The sequence below is a fragment of the Conexibacter arvalis genome (assembly GCF_014199525.1).
Classification (GTDB): Bacteria; Actinomycetota; Thermoleophilia; order Solirubrobacterales; family Solirubrobacteraceae; genus Conexibacter; species Conexibacter arvalis.
In genome coordinates this window covers 207861-223489 of record NZ_JACHNU010000008.1, presented here as the reverse complement: position 1 = coordinate 223489, position 15629 = coordinate 207861, and the positions used below count along the sequence as shown (strand labels likewise).

Annotated in this window: 14 protein-coding genes; 5 read left to right on the top strand and 9 right to left on the bottom strand. The window is 74.1% G+C overall.

Annotated features, from left to right (window positions below; all coding sequences use genetic code 11):
* Window positions 1–66: 66 nt before the first annotated feature.
* Window positions 67–315, bottom strand: coding sequence for a helix-turn-helix domain-containing protein (locus tag BDZ31_RS21870; protein ID WP_183345129.1), 249 nt, complete (start codon window positions 313–315; stop codon window positions 67–69).
* Window positions 316–489: 174 nt separating this feature from the next.
* On the opposite strand from BDZ31_RS21870, the gene BDZ31_RS21865 reads away from it, so the two are divergent.
* Both BDZ31_RS21865 and BDZ31_RS26130 read left to right on the top strand, forming a co-directional pair.
* Complete coding sequence (locus BDZ31_RS21865; protein WP_221243245.1) at window positions 490–1455, top strand: collagen-like protein; 966 nt, start codon at window positions 490–492, stop codon at window positions 1453–1455.
* A gap of 162 nt (window positions 1456–1617) precedes the next feature.
* Window positions 1618–2604 carry an AAA family ATPase gene (locus tag BDZ31_RS26130; protein ID WP_183345127.1) on the top strand — a complete coding sequence of 329 codons (987 nt, stop codon included), beginning with the start codon at window positions 1618–1620 and terminating at the stop codon, window positions 2602–2604.
* A 7-nt stretch (window positions 2605–2611) separates the two neighbouring features.
* On the opposite strand, the gene BDZ31_RS21855 is transcribed toward BDZ31_RS26130, so the two are convergent.
* The 3 genes from BDZ31_RS21855 to BDZ31_RS21845 are packed head-to-tail and all read right to left on the bottom strand — an operon-like array spanning window position 2612 to window position 4682.
* Window positions 2612–3175 (bottom strand): ImmA/IrrE family metallo-endopeptidase, encoded by a 564-nt coding sequence (locus BDZ31_RS21855; protein WP_183345125.1) that lies wholly within the window; start codon window positions 3173–3175, stop codon window positions 2612–2614.
* The gene (locus BDZ31_RS21850; protein ID WP_183345123.1) at window positions 3172–3864 is read right to left on the bottom strand and encodes a hypothetical protein; all 693 of its coding nucleotides are present in this window, start codon (window positions 3862–3864) and stop codon (window positions 3172–3174) included. Before BDZ31_RS21850 ends, BDZ31_RS21855 begins: the two co-directional genes overlap by 4 nt.
* A 2-nt stretch (window positions 3865–3866) precedes the next feature.
* Window positions 3867–4682 (bottom strand): sigma-70 family RNA polymerase sigma factor, encoded by an 816-nt coding sequence (locus BDZ31_RS21845; RefSeq protein ID WP_183345120.1) that lies wholly within the window; start codon window positions 4680–4682, stop codon window positions 3867–3869.
* A 21-nt stretch (window positions 4683–4703) separates the two neighbouring features.
* Here BDZ31_RS21845 and BDZ31_RS21840 point away from each other — a divergent pair, with 21 nt between their 5' ends.
* Window positions 4704–5612 (top strand): collagen-like domain-containing protein, encoded by a 909-nt coding sequence (locus BDZ31_RS21840; protein WP_183345118.1) that lies wholly within the window; start codon window positions 4704–4706, stop codon window positions 5610–5612.
* An 86-nt stretch (window positions 5613–5698) separates the two neighbouring features.
* Here the strand turns inward: BDZ31_RS21840 and BDZ31_RS21835 are convergent, their stop codons facing one another.
* On the bottom strand, window positions 5699–7135 hold the full coding sequence (locus BDZ31_RS21835) for an SHOCT domain-containing protein (protein ID WP_183345117.1): 1437 nt from the start codon (window positions 7133–7135) through the stop codon (window positions 5699–5701).
* 169 nt (window positions 7136–7304) lie between these two features.
* Here BDZ31_RS21835 and BDZ31_RS21830 point away from each other — a divergent pair, with 169 nt between their 5' ends.
* Together BDZ31_RS21830 and BDZ31_RS21825 are read left to right on the top strand one after the other, a co-directional pair.
* Complete coding sequence (locus tag BDZ31_RS21830) at window positions 7305–7802, top strand: DUF1269 domain-containing protein (protein WP_183345115.1); 498 nt, start codon at window positions 7305–7307, stop codon at window positions 7800–7802.
* Between the two features lie 174 nt (window positions 7803–7976).
* On the top strand, window positions 7977–10379 hold the full coding sequence (locus tag BDZ31_RS21825) for an arylsulfatase (RefSeq protein WP_281381789.1): 2403 nt from the start codon (window positions 7977–7979) through the stop codon (window positions 10377–10379).
* A 17-nt stretch (window positions 10380–10396) separates the two neighbouring features.
* On the opposite strand, the gene BDZ31_RS21820 is transcribed toward BDZ31_RS21825, so the two are convergent.
* The 4 genes from BDZ31_RS21820 to BDZ31_RS21805 all read right to left on the bottom strand — a co-directional run bounded on the left by BDZ31_RS21820 (window position 10397) and on the right by BDZ31_RS21805 (window position 15528).
* Entirely contained in the window at window positions 10397–12199 is a 1803-nt protein-coding gene (locus BDZ31_RS21820; RefSeq protein WP_183345111.1) for a sensor histidine kinase, read from the bottom strand.
* Between the two features lie 147 nt (window positions 12200–12346).
* Window positions 12347–12823: a response regulator gene (locus BDZ31_RS21815; RefSeq protein WP_183345109.1), complete on the bottom strand. Its 477-nt coding sequence runs from the start codon at window positions 12821–12823 to the stop codon at window positions 12347–12349.
* A 34-nt stretch (window positions 12824–12857) separates the two neighbouring features.
* Window positions 12858–13304, bottom strand: coding sequence for a DUF7144 family membrane protein (locus BDZ31_RS21810; protein WP_183345107.1), 447 nt, complete (start codon window positions 13302–13304; stop codon window positions 12858–12860).
* Between the two features lie 106 nt (window positions 13305–13410).
* The gene (locus BDZ31_RS21805) at window positions 13411–15528 is read right to left on the bottom strand and encodes a winged helix-turn-helix domain-containing protein (protein WP_183345105.1); all 2118 of its coding nucleotides are present in this window, start codon (window positions 15526–15528) and stop codon (window positions 13411–13413) included.
* Between the last annotated feature and the right edge of the window lie 101 nt (window positions 15529–15629).

Genomic DNA, 15629 nt, shown 5'->3' with positions numbered 1-15629 from the left:
GACCGGGGCGGCCGGCCGCGACTGACCGCTCGTGCGATGCGACCACACGTCGAGCGGCGGCGCGGCTCAGGCCCGCTTCTGCGCGGAGCGTGCCTCGGCGGCCGCCTGCAGCTCGGAGAACGGGACGCGCAGCGCACTCGCGATGCGCAGGAGATTGGTGTAGCTCGGGTTGCGCTCCCCGCGCTCGATGCCCGACAGGTAGGTCCGGTCGATCCCGATGCGATCGGCCAGCGCCTCCTGCGAGATGCCGAGGTCCCTGCGCCGGGCGCGGATCGCCTCGCCGAGGTCGAGGTGGTGGCGAGAGCGGCCGGGCATGAGGGGGATCGGGAGCGGGACCTGAGGCGGTTGGCGGCGGGATTTCGGCAAGAGCATGTCAGGAACCGGCGCGCAGCTCCGACTTGATGTCTATAAGTCCACGGACTAAAAGTCACATTTGTGTTGCGGGCGACGGTCGTCGTCGCCCGCCGCGCCGATCCAGGAGGTCATGCAGTGCGCAAGAAGATCCGCGTGTCACCGGCGATGGCGGTCGCCGTCATCGCCGTCGTGTTCGCGATGACGGGGTCCGCCGTCGCCGCCAAGCAGCTGATCAGCGGAAGAGAGATCCGCAAGGGCACGATCACCGCCGACCGCCTGTCGAGATCGGCACGCAGAGCGCTCAAGGGCCGTGTCGGCCCCCAGGGGCCGGCCGGGCCGAAGGGCGATGCCGGAGCGGTCGGCGCTGCCGGTCCCGCGGGTCCGGCCGGACCGCAGGGCGAGCGCGGGCCCCAGGGCGAGCGCGGGCCCCAGGGCGAGCAGGGCGTCGCCGGTCCCAGAGGCGCGCCGGGCGAGAAGGGCGACACCGGTGCGACCGGTCAGCAGGGGCCCGCGGGTGAGCGCGGGCCGGCCGGCCCTGCCGGTCCGGCTGGTCCCGCCGGCCCGGAGGGTCCTGCCGGCCCGGCTGGTCCCGCCGGCCCGGAGGGCCCGGCCGGCTTCGCCGCGCTCTACCGCGACGCCTCGCCGTTCACCGCGCGGACGATGGCGCTCGAGGAGACGTGGCCGGACGACTATGCGACCACCGGGTCCGGCGTCCGTGCGATCACGCTGGAGACGCCCGGCACGTACCGCGTCGAGGCCAACATGTCCGTGCGGCCGCCCGTCGTCGGTGATGCGGATGGCTCGCGGATCGTCGCCCAGACGCGCTGCAACCTCGTCCGCGTGCTCGAAGGAGACGACCAGAACGTCGACACCTACTACGTCACGTTCTTCCACGGCGACGTCGAGCCCCCCGGGTACCGCCAGGGCCTCTCGATCGGCGGCGTCGTCGCGGTCGACGAGGAGCCGGTCGAGCTCGCGGTGCGCTGCTACGCCGTTCGCGGTGCCGGCGGCACCACGGCCGTCGACGGCGGGCTGGTCGCCGCCGCGAGCCTCGAGGCGGTCCCGGTCGGCACGGTCGTCGACGCCGGACCGCAGGAGTAGCCAAGCCAGCAGGGGCACGTGAACACGGCGGAGGAGCGGACCGGGACGAGCCGCTCCTCCGCCTCGGGGTCACCGGCCATCGTTCGCACGGAAGGACGCACGCTGCAGCTCATCGCATCACCGACGTATCACTCGCTCGCCGACACCTGGTTCCTCGAGCTCGTGTCCGACCGCGGCCTGCGCCATGTCGCCGGTGCGAGCTGGGCGACCGAGGCGTCGCACGAGCCGCTCGCCGACCGCGCGGTCGCGCACGTGTCATACGCGGACGACGGGGCCGAGGAGCTCGTGATCGACCTCGGTGAGGCCGTCGCGCACGTCATCCTCGCCGCCGGATCCGCGACCGTGCGGGCTGCGGCGACCTCGAGCGCAGGCGCCCGCACGGCGACCGAGCGGATCGCCGCGAAGCTCCCGCCGCTGCGGCCCGCTGCGAGCGCGCTCGCCGCTCGCCTCTGGTGGTGGGACGGGACGGACGGGCACAACATCCCGACCACCGTGCCGGCACCGGCGTGGGACGGCGTGCGCGACAACTACGCGGCGGCGACGGCACGCGGCCTGGCGCCGCTCATGGGCTGGCGCGGCGCTCCGCCGGGCGGCGGTCGCCTGATCCTCTTCCACGGGGCATCCGGGACCGGCAAGACCCACGCGGTGCAGACGCTTGCGGGCGCTTGGCGCGACTGGGCCGACCTCCACGTCGTCAGCGACCCGGAGGAGCTGCTCGCCAATCCCGGCTACCTGATGACCGTCGGGAACCCCCGCGGGGAGACCCGAGCCGGGCGCTGGCGGCTCGCGGTCCTCGAGGACGTCGGCCAGCATCTGAGCGCCGACACCGGAGCGAGCCGGCAGACGGTCGGGCGGCTGCTCAACGTCGGCGACGGCGTGCTCGGAGCGGCGCTTCGGCTGATCGTCCTCCTGACCACCAACGAGCGCCCCGAGCATCTGGACGGGCGCCTGCGCCGCCCTGGCCGCCTGCTCACCGAGGTCGCCTTCGAATCGCTCACGCGGCCGGAGATCGAACGGTGGTGCGCGACACGGTCGGTCGCACCGCCGAACCGCGAGCGCTCGACGCTTGCGGAGCTGTACGCGCTCGCGGCCGGCCAGTCTCGGACCCCGCCGCGCGCCGCGCTGGGCTTCGCGCCGGCGTCCGGCTGATTCGGCGCTACCGCGGCGGCTCTCCGACGAGCAACTGACCGACCCGGCGTTCCATCGCCGCCCGGCTCGAGGCGAAGCGCGCGCACAGCGCGTCGATGTCGCCGTTGCAGGCGGCGTGCTCTCGCACGAGCAGCCACCGCGGCATCAGCAGCTCGGCAGCGAACTGAGATGCCTCCTCCTCGATGTCGGCCACCACCGCTCGCGCCTCTTGGACGGTCGTCCGGCGGCAGAACAGCGACTCCTGGCCGGTCCGGTGCAGAACCCAGTGTCCGAGCTCGTGCCCGATCGTGAACCGCCGACGCGGAGGCCAGCGCCGGGCCTCGTCGGCGTTGACCCAGATCTCGCCGCGCGCCGGAAGCAGCAGACCGCTCAGCTGCTGGCCTCCGTCCACCGCCGGAGCGCCCGGCGCGGCGCTCATGTCCTCGACGTCGCGCACGTGCAGGCCGAAGCACGAGTCGACGATGTCTTCCACGGGCACGGGAAGCCGTTCACCGTCCCACAGCCATGCAGGGACGTCGGCGAGGATGCGCTCGGCCTGCTCGCGCACGCGGTCGCCGCCGGCGCCCGTCACGCCGTCGCTCCGGCGTCCGGGCCGCCGGTGAACAGCGCGTCGACCAGCGCACCGGCTTGCCGTCCGGATTGCGGTCGCTTCACCGCCGGCTCCGCAGGCGGCGCGAGCTCCTCGTCGGGCGTCGCGGTGCGCGCGAATGCGGCCGCGGCGAGCGTCCCATCCCGTCCCGGAACGGCGGCCGGCGGCGCGATCGCACGACCGGCGGCGCGCAGCCGCTCCGCACTTTCGCCGAGCAACGCGGCCAGCGCGACCAGCACGCGATCGCTCACGCCGTCCGCCGGCAGCAGTCCGCGCTCCATCTCGTGGTAGTACGCGGCGACCCGTTCCGTCTCGTCCTCGACTCCGAGGCGTGACGAGAGCGCATCGACGAGCGCGCGTCGCGGCAGTCGGGCCGCTTCCCGCAGACGTGGAAGCAGCACCGGCCAGGAGCCGCTCGCACCCGCGAACGCCCGCTCCACGCGGTCGCTCGTCCGCGCCGCGCCGGCTGCGACGCCAGCTGGATGGGCGGCGCGCAGCACCTCCGGCGAGACCGTCCGGCGGGGCGCGCGCTGGAGGTAGCCGTCGATCAGCAGCTCGAGCTCCCGACGATCCAAGCCGGCCACCTGGTCGAGGAACCTGTGCGGATCCGCCGGAGCCGGGCCGCGATCCGCGGCGACGAACGCGTCGAACAGTGCGTGGACGTCAGCCATGCTCACCGATCCTCTCCCATCGAGAGATGCTCGCGCAGTCTTCTGCGGAAGCGAGAGGCGATCTGCGCCACGTTGTCGGCGCCGACGCCGAGCTCCTCGCCGACCTCGCGGGCCGGCACGCCAGCCAGCACGTGACGCTCCACCACACGCGCATGCTGCTCGCTCAACGCGCCGAGCACGCGGGCGAGCGCGTCCTCGGTCTCGACCAGCCCCTCCTGCGACCGATCGGCGGGCTCGATCGCCGACCCGGCCTCCTCGCCGCTGCGCATGGATCCGATCTCCACGAGCGTGGGGGAGCCCGCGCGGCGCCGGTGGTGATCGGCGATCCGACGGCTCGTGATCGTGTTGAGCCACGTCGCGAACTCGCCCGGCGACCCGCCGTCGAACGCCGAACTGATCGCAGAGAAGACGACGTCCGACGTGACGGCCTCGACCTCCTCGCGCGGCACCTTCAGCGCCACCCGCCGCTCGATCCGGTCCCAATGCCCGTACACGAGGACGCGCAACGCGAGCACCGCCTGCTCGACCTCGCCGACCGCCCGCGCGCGCCGAACGTGCTCGATCAGCTCGTCGTCGCCCATGCGGACCAGTTCGTGTTCGGTGCGCGGAAGGAAGGTCACGATGGTTCGAGGGTCCTCGAGCAGTCGGCGACGGCAGCGTATCCGACGGGGGCCCGCGGCCCGGCACCCCGACTCGGAGGGATCGGCGTCAGATCGAGCGGCTCCGGCCGACGGTTCATACTGACGGCGGCGTGCCAAGTTCGTTGCGCCACCGACGATGAGGAGCCTCGAAGTCCCATGAAATCCCTGTTCTCCCACGTTCGCGCCCTGCCTCCGGCGGTGCTTGCGGCTTCGGTGCTGCTGCTGGCGGCGATGGCGGTCGCCGTGGTCCCGCCTGCGCGCGGCGGGGTTCGTCAGCTGCTGACCGGCAAGGACATCGAGAAGCGCAGCCTCACCGGGGCCAACCTGCGGGACGGCGCGGTGGCCTCGCGCCAGCTCCGGGACGGGGGCGTGCAGCTGCGGGATCTGTCCCGCGGCGTGCGCGCGCGGCTCGGCCGCCAGGCGGCCCGCGGCACCGCTGGAGCTCAGGGCGAGCGGGGCGAGCCCGGGGCGCGCGGGCCGGCCGGAGCGCGTGGGCCGGCCGGGGCGCGTGGGCCGGCCGGGGAGCGGGGCGAGGCCGGGCCGCAGGGGCCGCCCGGTGAGCGCGGCGCTGCCGGCGCGCCCGGGCCCGGCGGCGAGCGCGGGGCGCCCGGCCTCCCGGGCCCGGCGGGCGAGCGCGGGCCGACCGGGCTGCCGGGGGCGGCCGGGGAGCCGGGGCCGCCCGGTCCGCCCGGTCCGCCCGGCGCCACGGGGCCGGCGGGGCCGTCGGAGTCGGGGATGTTCGACCTCGACATCAAGCGCCTCGATCCCGGCCAGGAGACGCGGTGGTCGGTGCAGTCGGTGACCACGCCGGCGGGCGTGAACGCGCTGGTGCTCAGCGGGGTGCTGATCCTGACCGACCTGCCGAGCGAGGACGCCCCGGGCGCCGCGGACACGATCGTGTGCAGACTCACGTTGAACGGGACGAACGGCAAGCCGTCGTTCGGGTACTTCGCCGGCGAGTCGGACGGGTACGTCACGATCCCGGTCGTGCAGCGGTTCGCCGTCTCGCCCGGCACCCACGACATCGGCCTGTCCTGCCAGACCTCCGCTCCGAACCGCTTCCCGACCGTCATGCAGGGACAGGTCACGTACGTCGCCACCGGCTGACGCGCACGCGCATCCGCCCGGGCGCGGCAGCGCTCGCCCAGCCCGCAACAGGGCGTCGACCGTGATCCGGCCACGCGACGGGCGGGCTACGAGCCGTGCAGCAGCAGCTGCTTCTGCGCGCGGAACTCCTCGTCGTCGAGCGCGCCGCGGTCGCGCAGCGCCGCGAGCCGCTCGAGCTCCTCGATCGGCGTCCGCGTCCCCTCGGACCCCGCCTCGCGGCGTCCGACGCGGCGCCGCTCGTCCAGCCACGCTCGCACCCGGCGCACCGTGTCGCCGCGGCGAGCGTCCGGGAACTCGCGGCCGGCCAGGCGACGCAGCGTCTCGACGCCCAGAGCGAGCAGGACCGCCAGCGCGGCGATCCCGAGCGGAGCGCGCGTGACGGGGGTGGGGCCCCAGAGCAGCACGAGCAGGAACGCGATCGCCACGACGCCGAACGCGGCGGCGGGACGATCGCGCAGCGTCGGCGCCAGCGCCCGGCGGGTCTCGACCGCCGGTCGGGTCGATCCCGCCAGCCACGCCGCGGCGACCAGCAGGAGGCCGTAGACGAGCATCGCCGCCGCGACGTCGTACAGCAGGCCCGTCCCGATCGTCCACGCGGCGTGCGCCGCGGCCCGCACCGATTCCGCGGGGACGAGGGCGTCCACCAGCCGATCGCCGCCGACCCGGCGGGCCAGCAGCACGACGACCCCCATGCCGACGAAGCACCAGCCCACCGTCCGCAGCGCCACGCGGCGCCACCCGCCGGCGAGCGCCACGGCGGCCGCGAACAGGGCGAGGCTGACGGCGGTCAGCACGATCGCGAGCCCGTGGATCGCCTTCGCGACCGCCTGCACGGCCTCGAGCTCGTCCGATCGCATGATCGTGATCCGCCCGAACGACGCGGGCAGCGTCACGCCGAGGCGCTGCTCGGCCGCGCCGCGCGCGGCGCTCCCGGCCGGGCTCTGGAGCTGCCGGCGCGCCGCAACCACCTGGTCCTCGACGCCAAGGGTCCCGGCGACCTCGTCGACGAGCGCGCGGACGTCGAGCGTCACGTCGCCGCCGCCGGTCGCCACGACCGGACCGCCGCCGCGGATGACGCGCACCAGCTGCCGATGCGCCAGCTCGTTGGCTCTGCGCCACGCCTGCTGCACGCGCGGGCGGGCGAGCAGTTGCGGCGCCTCGCGGTCGGCGACCTGTCGCAGGCCCGCAGCCGCCGGGCTCGCGAGGCCCGCGAGCTGCGCCGGCAGCGCCCGCTCCAGCTCCCCGGCGACGTCGACGCTGCGAAACACCTCGTCGACGAGGAACGCGCCGAGCGCGGCCTGGACGTCCGCGTCGGCGAGCAGCTCGGCGCTGGTCTCGGTCCAGTTCCCGGTGTCGAGCGCCTGGCGCTCGACCCAGACCGCGAGCATCGCCGGCAGCCCGGTGAGGACCGCCACGACCAGCAGCACGGTGACGAGCGTCCGGTGATCGCGACGCGAGGTGGGCGCGATCGTCGGCGGCTCCGCCGCGTCCGCGGCGGGCTCTCTCTCGGCTTCGGCGGGCATCGCTCGCGACAGCATCGGCACGGCTCGGCTCGCCCGCATCGCCCGAAGCGGGTGAAGCGGCGCCGCTCGACCGGGCCGGCGGCCTGACGGATCACCCCCTTCGGGTGATGGAGCCCCGCTCGCCGGCTCGTACGGTCCCGGCCCCCAGCCACCCAACGAGGGAGGACCCATGGCAGAGCTCATCGCGATCGGCTACGACGACCGGCTCACGGCGCACGCCGCCGCCGCCGAGGTCGACAGGCTCTCGAAGGACCTGGTGATCGAACCGGACGCCGTCGCCGTCATCGAGCGCACCGAGGACGGCAAGTACAAGGTCACGACCAACCACCACATGGTCGGCGGCGGCGCGACGTGGGGCATGTTCTGGGGAGTCCTGTTCGGGATCCTCTTCTTCGTGCCCGTCCTCGGCATGGCCGTCGGCGCCGGCCTCGGGGCGCTGTTCGGCAAGCTCGCCAAGTCCGACATCGACTCGGGCTTCCGCGACCAGGTGCGCGACATGGTCAAGCCCGGCACGTCGGCTCTGTTCATGGTCGTCGAGAAGGTGACGCCGGACAAGGCGGTCGCCGCGCTCAGCGCCTACGGCGGCACGGTCCTCAAGTCCTCGCTCTCCGAGCGGGCCGAGCGCGAGCTGCAGGACGCGCTGCACGGCGAGGCGGCCTCCGCCTGAGCGCCCGTGGAGCCGAGCGGCGCGGCAGGCGTCCCCGGCGAGCTCCGAGCAGGCGAACCGTCTGCTCGGCGCGCTCGGCCGGCGTCGGCCATCACCCGATCCGGGCGATGCGTCGCCGGCCGCGGCCCGCTCATGATCGAGGCGTCATCTCAACGCGAGTCCAGCGGGGTTGCCATGTCCGAGCAGATCGATCGCAGCGTCCTTCCGCTTCGCCGTCCGCCCTTTAGGGGGACGGTCCGGAGAACGCTCGACGGGTCCCAGCCCGACTGGGGGATCCTGGCCGCGCCGCAGGCGCCCGACGGCGCTCCCAACGTCCTGCTGGTGCTGATCGACGACGCGGGCTTCGGCAACCCCAGCACCTTCGGCGGCCCGGCGCAGACCCCGACGCTCACCCGCCTCGCCGACGCGGGCGCGCGCTACAACGGGTTCCACGTCACGGCGCTGTGCTCGCCGACGCGCGCCGCGATGCTCACCGGGCGCAACCACCACGCCGTCGGGTTCGGCTCGATCGGCGAGCTGTCGACGGGATTCCCCGGCTACTCGGCGTTCTTCCCGAAGGACTGCGCGCCGTTCACGCGCGCGCTGCAGGAGAACGGCTACAGCACCGCGGCGTTCGGCAAGTGGCACATGACGCCCGACCACCAGCAGGGACCGGCCGGGCCGTTCGACCGCTGGCCGAACCGGCTGGGATTCGACTACTTCTGGGGCTTCCTCGGCGGCGAGTCGGGCCAGTACGACCCGTGCCTGACCGAGAACCAGACCACGATCGGCCCGCCGACCGACCCCGACTTCTACCTGCCCGACGCGATGACCGACAAGGCGATCGGCTGGATCCACGGCGTCCGTGCGCAGGAGCCCGGCAAGCCGTGGTTCATGTACTACTCGACCGGCTGCGCCCACGCGCCCCACCAGGTCCCCGCGGAGTGGATCGAGAAGTACCGGGGTCGTTTCGACGCCGGCTGGGACGCCTATCGCGAGGAGACCTTCGAGCGCCAGAAGCGGCTCGGCGTGATCCCCGCCGACGCCGAGCTGACCGAGCGCAACGAGGCGTTCCCGGCCTGGGAGTCGATTCCCGAGCAGCAGCGCCCGCTCCTGGCGCGCCAGATGGAGACGTACGCCGCCTACATGGAGAACGCCGACCACAACGTCGGCCGCCTCGTCGACGAGATCGAGCGGATGGGGGAGCTGGACAACACGCTGATCCTCTACATCTGGGGCGACAACGGCGCCAGCATGGAGGGCACGCCGACCGGCTCCTTCAACGAGCTGACGATGCAGAACGGGATCCCGCTCACCTCCGAGCAGCAGCTCGGCCTCGTCGAGCAGTACGGCGGCCTCGACGCCTGGGGCTCCGAGCTGATCGCGCCGCACTACGCCGCGGCGTGGGCGTGGGCGGGCAACTGCCCGTTCCAGTGGGGCAAGCAGGTGGCGTCGCACCTCGGCGGAACCCGCAACCCGATGGTCGTCAGCTGGCCCGATCGGATCGCCGCCGGCGGATCGATCCGCACCCAGTTCACCCACGCGATCGACATCGGCCCGACGATCCTCGAGGTCGCCGGCATCCCGCAGCCCACACGCGTCGACGGCATCGAGCAGCGGCCGATGCACGGGACGAGCTTCGCGTACACCTTCGAGGACGCGGAGGCGTCGGAGCGCCACACGCAGCAGTACTTCGAGATCTTCGGCAACCGCGCGATCTACAAGGACGGCTGGTGGGCGTCGTGGCGGATGCCGCGCATCCCGTGGGACGCCACCCCGGCGACGATGAGACAGTTCGCGCCCGGCGTCTGGAACCCCGACGACGACCCCGCCGAGCTCTACTACCTGCCGGACGACTTCTCCCAGGCGCGCGACCTCGCCGCGCAGCATCCGGAGAAGCTCGCCGAGCTGCGGGAGCTGTTCTGGGCGGAGGCGGAGAAGTACGACGTCCTGCCGCTGCTGGGCGGGATGACGTTCTACTTCGGCATCGTGCCGCCGCTCGGCACCCGCACCACCTACGCGTACCACGGCCCGGTGCAGAACGTCGCGTCGGGGATGATCCCGCGCATCTACAACCACTCCTACACGATCAGCGCCGAGCTGGAGATCGAGGAGGGCGGCGCCGAGGGGGTGATCGTGGCGGAGGCCGACCACCTTGGCGGCTTCTCGCTGTTCGTGCAGGACGGAAGGCTGCGCCACACGTACTCGATGATGGGCGTCTTCGTCTATCGCCAGGAGGCGGAGGTCCCGATGCCGACCGCCGCCGGGAGGGTCGACGTCCGCCTCGAGTTCGCGGCCGACGGCGCCACGCCCGGAACGGGCGGCGAGGTCTCGCTCTTCGTCGACGGCGAGCGCGTCGGCGGCGGGCGGATGGAGCACACGGTGCCGTTCCGCTTCTCCGGCTACGCCGGCATGGACGTCGGCCGCGACAACGGGCTCCCGGTCGACCGCAGCTACGCGGACCGGTCGCCGTTCGCCTTCACCGGCACGGTCCGCAAGGTCGTCTTCGACGTCGACCCCCACGCCAGCGACGAGCAGGCCCGCTCGATGCACGAGCATGCGCACCACGCCGCGCTCGCCCACGGAATGGGCGCCTGAGCCGACGGCGCCGCTCGTCAGGCGCCGTCGACGGCCGGTGCGTCGCCCCGGCCGTCGACCGGGACGGTGCCGGCGACGCGCGTCCCGGCGCTGAGGGTCGACTCGACCCGGACCTCGCCGCCGACCGCGGCGAGCCGATCGTGCAGGTTGGCGAGGCCCGCGCCGCCCGTGCCGTTCGTCCCGTCGACGGCGAAGCCGGCGCCGTCGTCGCGGACCTCGAACGCGAGCACGCCGCCGAGCGTCAGCGAGATCTCGACGCGGGTGGCGCCGTCGGCGTGCTTGACGCTGTTCTGCAGTGCCTCCATGCACGCGAAGTAGACCGCGCTCTCGATCTCCGGGCGGTAGCGCCGGCTGCCGGTCGCCCGCACCGACACGGCCAGGGGAGCGGCGAGCGCCGCCCCGGTCAGCGCCGGGACGAGGCCGCGGTCGGTCAGCGCCGCCGGGTAGATCCCGTGCGCGAGGTCGCGCAGCTCGTCGAGCGTCTGCTCGACGTCGTCGCCGAGCGCGCGCAGCGCCGCGGCGCTCTCCGGCCTCGATCCCGCAAGGCGCTCGGCGGCGGCGGTCAGCCTGATCCGCAGCGCGACCAGCCGTTGCTGGGCGCCGTCGTGCAGGTCCCGCTCGATCCGGCGCCGGGTCTCGTCGGCGACCATCGCGGTCCGCGCGCGCGACTGGGACAGGTCGCGCAGCGACGTGCGCAGGCGTCCGACGAGCCGGTCGTTCTCGACCACCGTGTGGGAGAACCGTCCAGCCGCGCGCAGGAGCACCCGATCCTGCGCGAGCGTCTCGTCATGGAGGATCGCCGCGACGGCGGCGCCGTCGACCTCGATCATCGTGACGCCGGGGCGGGCGGCGTCGGGCGCCGGCGCCGGGGCGCCCTCCTCGTCGAGCCAGCCGCCGGTCTCGGCGCTGCGGTGGAGGATGCGCAGCGTCGGGTCGTCGATCGTGTGCGCGAGCGTCGCGCGCGCCTGCACCGCGGAGGGATGGGGCGGCAGGCCGATCACGAACCGCTCGAGCGCGATCGCCGCGTACAGCCGGCGCAGCAGCAGCCCCGTGCCGACTCCGACGGCGATCAGCGGCAGCGACAGCATGTAGAGCCATCCCACGACCTGGAGCGTCTCGGTGGCGGACGGATCGATCGCGCGGACGACGAACCAGGACAGCAGCGCGACGTTGCGCAGTGCGGCCGTCACCGCCAGCGGGATCAGGCCCCGCCGCAGCAACGGGCCCGCTCGGTGCGCCCGGACGGCGAGGATCGCGACGATCCAGAACCACAGGCCGACGACGAGCAGCTCGCGGACCGGCTTCACGACCGACTCGATCACGGCCGGCTCCGAAGCGGTCAGCTGGAACGCGTTCTGCGGGCAGTCGAGGCCGCACAGCGCCCACGCCGACGGCAGGGGGTACTCGGGCACGGCGAGCGCGGTCGCCAACCACAGCGCCAGCGCCATCGCGACGAGCGCTGCGAAGGCGCGTCGCTCCCACGGCCCGGCGAGGCGACCGGACGGGAAGCTCAGCACCAGATAGGCGAAGGGCAGCTCCACGAGCCAGATCGCGACGCGCCCGATGCTGTAGGGCAGCGACGCGGTCGTCCCCGCGAGCGCGACCGCCGAGGCCCCGAAGGCGGTGATCAGCAGCAGGCGCGCGAACCGGTCGTCGGGCGAGCGGGCCAGCGCCAGCAGGCCGATGCCCGCCGGCACGGCGACGACGAGGCCGAGCACGACGGCGTTGACGTCGGGCGACCTCGCCGCCGGAGCCAAGAGCGGCACGGCCGCCGCTCCCGCGGTCAGCGCCACCGTGATGCATGCGCCGAGCCACAGCATCCCCCGGCCTCGTGCCGCGGATGCGCCGGCGCCGTCCGTCCCGGCCTGCCCCCGGTCGTCTGGAATCGAGGGCGATCGTCCTCCGACCCATCCCCGCACGAGACCGACCCTACATGGCTCGACGCCGTCGGCGGAGAATCCGGTGCGTCACGTCCCGTCGGGTCGCAGCATCTGCGCCACCCTCGCGTCGATGACGGAGCCGCCGTCGGCGACCGCGCGGATCGCCGCGACCAGCTGCGCGACGTCGGCCAGCCGCTCCTTGAGCAGGTACGCCCGGCGGTCGACTCCTCCGCGCAGCAGCGAGACCACGTACTCCGGCTCGCAGTAGACGCTCAGGACGACCACGCCGACCGTCGGATGGGTCCGGCGCAGCTCGGCGGCGAGCCGCAGCCCGTCGTCGGTCATCGTCGGCGGCATCCGGATGTCGGTGACGACGACGTCGGGACGGTGGCGGTCGATCGCCGTGCGCAGCTCGTCGGCGCGCGCGCAGACCGCGACGAGCTCCAGCTCGGGAGCCTCGCCCAGCGCGTCGGCCAGGGCGCGGCGGATCAGCACGCAGTCGTCGGCGGCGACGACGCGGATCGCGCCGGCTGCGGAGGGCGAGGGCCCGCGCGGCGCTCCCACCACGCGTCCCCCGCTCGCCGCCGACGGCGCGGACCTAGTACGCCGCCGGTTTGCGCCCGTGGACGACGAGGCCGTAGATCACCAGGACGTCGAGCGCGATGAACGCCAACCCGGCGAGTGGGAACGCCGAGATCCACAGCAGCTGCGCGACGAGGTTCGCCGAGGCGATGAAGACGCCCGTCCAGCGCGCGAACTGCATGCGGGCGAAGATCCCCGCGCCGACGCCGAGCTGGATGATCCCGATCACCAGCACGACCCAGCCGTAGGTGTTCAGGTCGCTCAGGATGTACTTCGCGTCGGCGATGTAGAACGTGGAGTTCGAGATCGCCGCGATGCCGTAGATGGTGTTCATCACGCCGAGGACGACGACCATCACCCCGGCGAACGTCACCCAGCCGCTGCGCTCCTCCAGCGCTCCCGTCGTGTCGACCGGGTGCGCGGCGTACGGCGCCGCTTGGCCGCTCGTCGTTCCGCTGCTCATCTCTGCCTCCTGTCGGGTCGTGGCGCGAGTCGGGCACCTTCGACGGCGACCCTATGGGCGATCCTGCGCATGGGCATCCTCCGATGCGGGTGATCCGGGCCGACGGTCAGGGATCGACGAGCCCGACGCTGCGCGCGCGCCGCACGGCGTCCGAGCGCGACGACACGTCGAGCTTGCGATAGGCGGCGTGGGCCTGGGTCTTGACGGTGTTCTGCGACACGTGCAGGCGCTCGGCGATCTCGCGCAGCGACATGTGGCTCGGCAGCATGCGCAGCACGCGCAGCTCGGCGGCGGTGAGCGGCGAGACCCCGGCGACGGCGGCGGCCGCGAAGGCGTCCGCTCGCTCCCAGCCGTCGTCGATCGCGGTGCGCACGACGGTCGCATCCGAGCAGTACCGGACCAGCCGCCCGGCGTTGGTGAGCAGCTGGCGCGCCGCCTCGGAGTCGCTCAAGCGCAGCTCCGTGCGCGCGAGGGCGACGTGGATCTCGGCTTCCAGCCACGGCAGCGCTCCCGAGAGCCCGCGCAGCAGGCGACCGGCACGGTCGGCATCGCGGCGCGACGCGTCGACGCGCCCCTGCAGGGCGAGCGCGAACGCCGACGCGGCGTACGCGAGCGCCGCGAGCGGCTCGTCGTCGAGGTCGTGATCCTCGGCGCACGCGTGCGCCAGCTCGGCATGCCGGGCGCCTTCGTCGCGGCCGTCGGAGGCGAGCTCGATCAGCGCGAGCTGCGCGCGGCACAGCATCACGGCGATCGGCGCCCCGACCGCACCGCTCTGAACGCCTTCGGCGAGCTGTTCGCGGGCGCCGCCGGGATCGGCGGTGAGATGCCGAGCGGCGCCGTCGAGGAAGCACGCGAGGGGGCGCCACGTGCGCTGACCGGCGCCGTCCAGCTCGTAGGCGCGCCGGGCGTCGGCGCCCATCTGCGCGACGCCGTCGCGGGCGATCGCCGCGCGCAGCAGCGCGATGCAGGCTGCGACGTCGGGGGAGCGCTCGTCGCCGGACCTGCGCAGCGCAAGCTCCGCCGCCTCGGTCCAGTACTCGACGTACTGGCGCTCGTTGCGTCCCAGCCCTGCGACCGCCTTGCACGCCGCGAGCCCCGGGACGGCGGCGGCCTGCGCCGAGGTGAAGCGCTGCAGCTCGCGCTCCAGGCCCGCGGCGTCGCCCTGCAGGAAGCAGCTCGCGGCCGCGCCCCACAGCAGACGGCCGGCAAGGCCGGCGTCGCCGGCGGCGGCCGCATGCCGGACCGCCCGGTCGCGGTCGCCGTCGGCGTCGAACCACGCCGCCGCGCGTCGCAGCGCGGCGCGCTCGAGGTCGCTTCCGGACCGCCGCAGCTCGCTGCGCAGCAGGCCGCGCAGCAGGGGATGGAGGCGGAACCGCTGCTCGCTGCGGTCGAGCGGCTCCAGCAGGATGTTCGAGCGCGACAGCTCGCGCAGGGTGCATCCCGACCCGCGCTGCCCGGCCACGGCGTCGCACAGCGGACCGCTGAGCTCGTCGAGCACCGACGTGCGGACGAGGAGGTCGAGCTGATGCGCGGGAAGCCCGTCGAGGAACGCGTCGCGGAGGTAGTCGGCGACGACCCGATCGTCGCCGCCGAAGCGGTCGAGCGCGTCGATCCCGCCGTCGCCTCCGAGGGCGAGCGCGGCGAGCGAGAGCCCCGCCGGCCAGCCCTCGGTGATGCGCATGACCGTCGCCAGCTGGTCGGAGTCGAGCAGGACGCCCGCGCGTTGGAGCAGCTGCCGCCCCTCGACGGGCGTCATCGCGAGGTCGCGGGCGCGCACCTCGCGCAGGCGCCCCTCCAGCCGCAGCCGACCGACCGGCAGGGGAGGCTCGCAGGTCGAGGCGAGCACGACCAGCGAGCCGGTCGGCAGGCGGTCGGCCGCGAGCAGGACGGTCTCGGCCGCCTGCGCGGGGATCAGCTGGGCGTCGTCGAGCACGAGCGCCAGCGGGCCCGTCCCGGCGGCCTGATCGAGATCCGCCAGCCGCCCGGCGATCGCGTCCGGCGCGTCCTGGCCGGGCCGGACGGTCACCCACGCGACCGGTCGCGGGTCGCTGCGGGCCCACTGTCGGAGGAACGCCGTCTTGCCGTACCCCGACGGGGCCACGACGAGGCCGATGACGGTGCGGCTCGTCTCGGCCAGCCGCTGCGCGAGGTCGCGCCGCGGGACGGTGTCGAGGACCTCCTCGCGCGCCGGGTCGCCGACGTCATGGGCGAGCACCGAGCTCATGCCTGGGACGCTAAGCGAGCCGTTCGACACCGTTCCAGGGTGCCGGCACCCAAGTTCGTGGTGCGGCGCACGCACCCGCGAACGACAGGAGGACGGCGAGG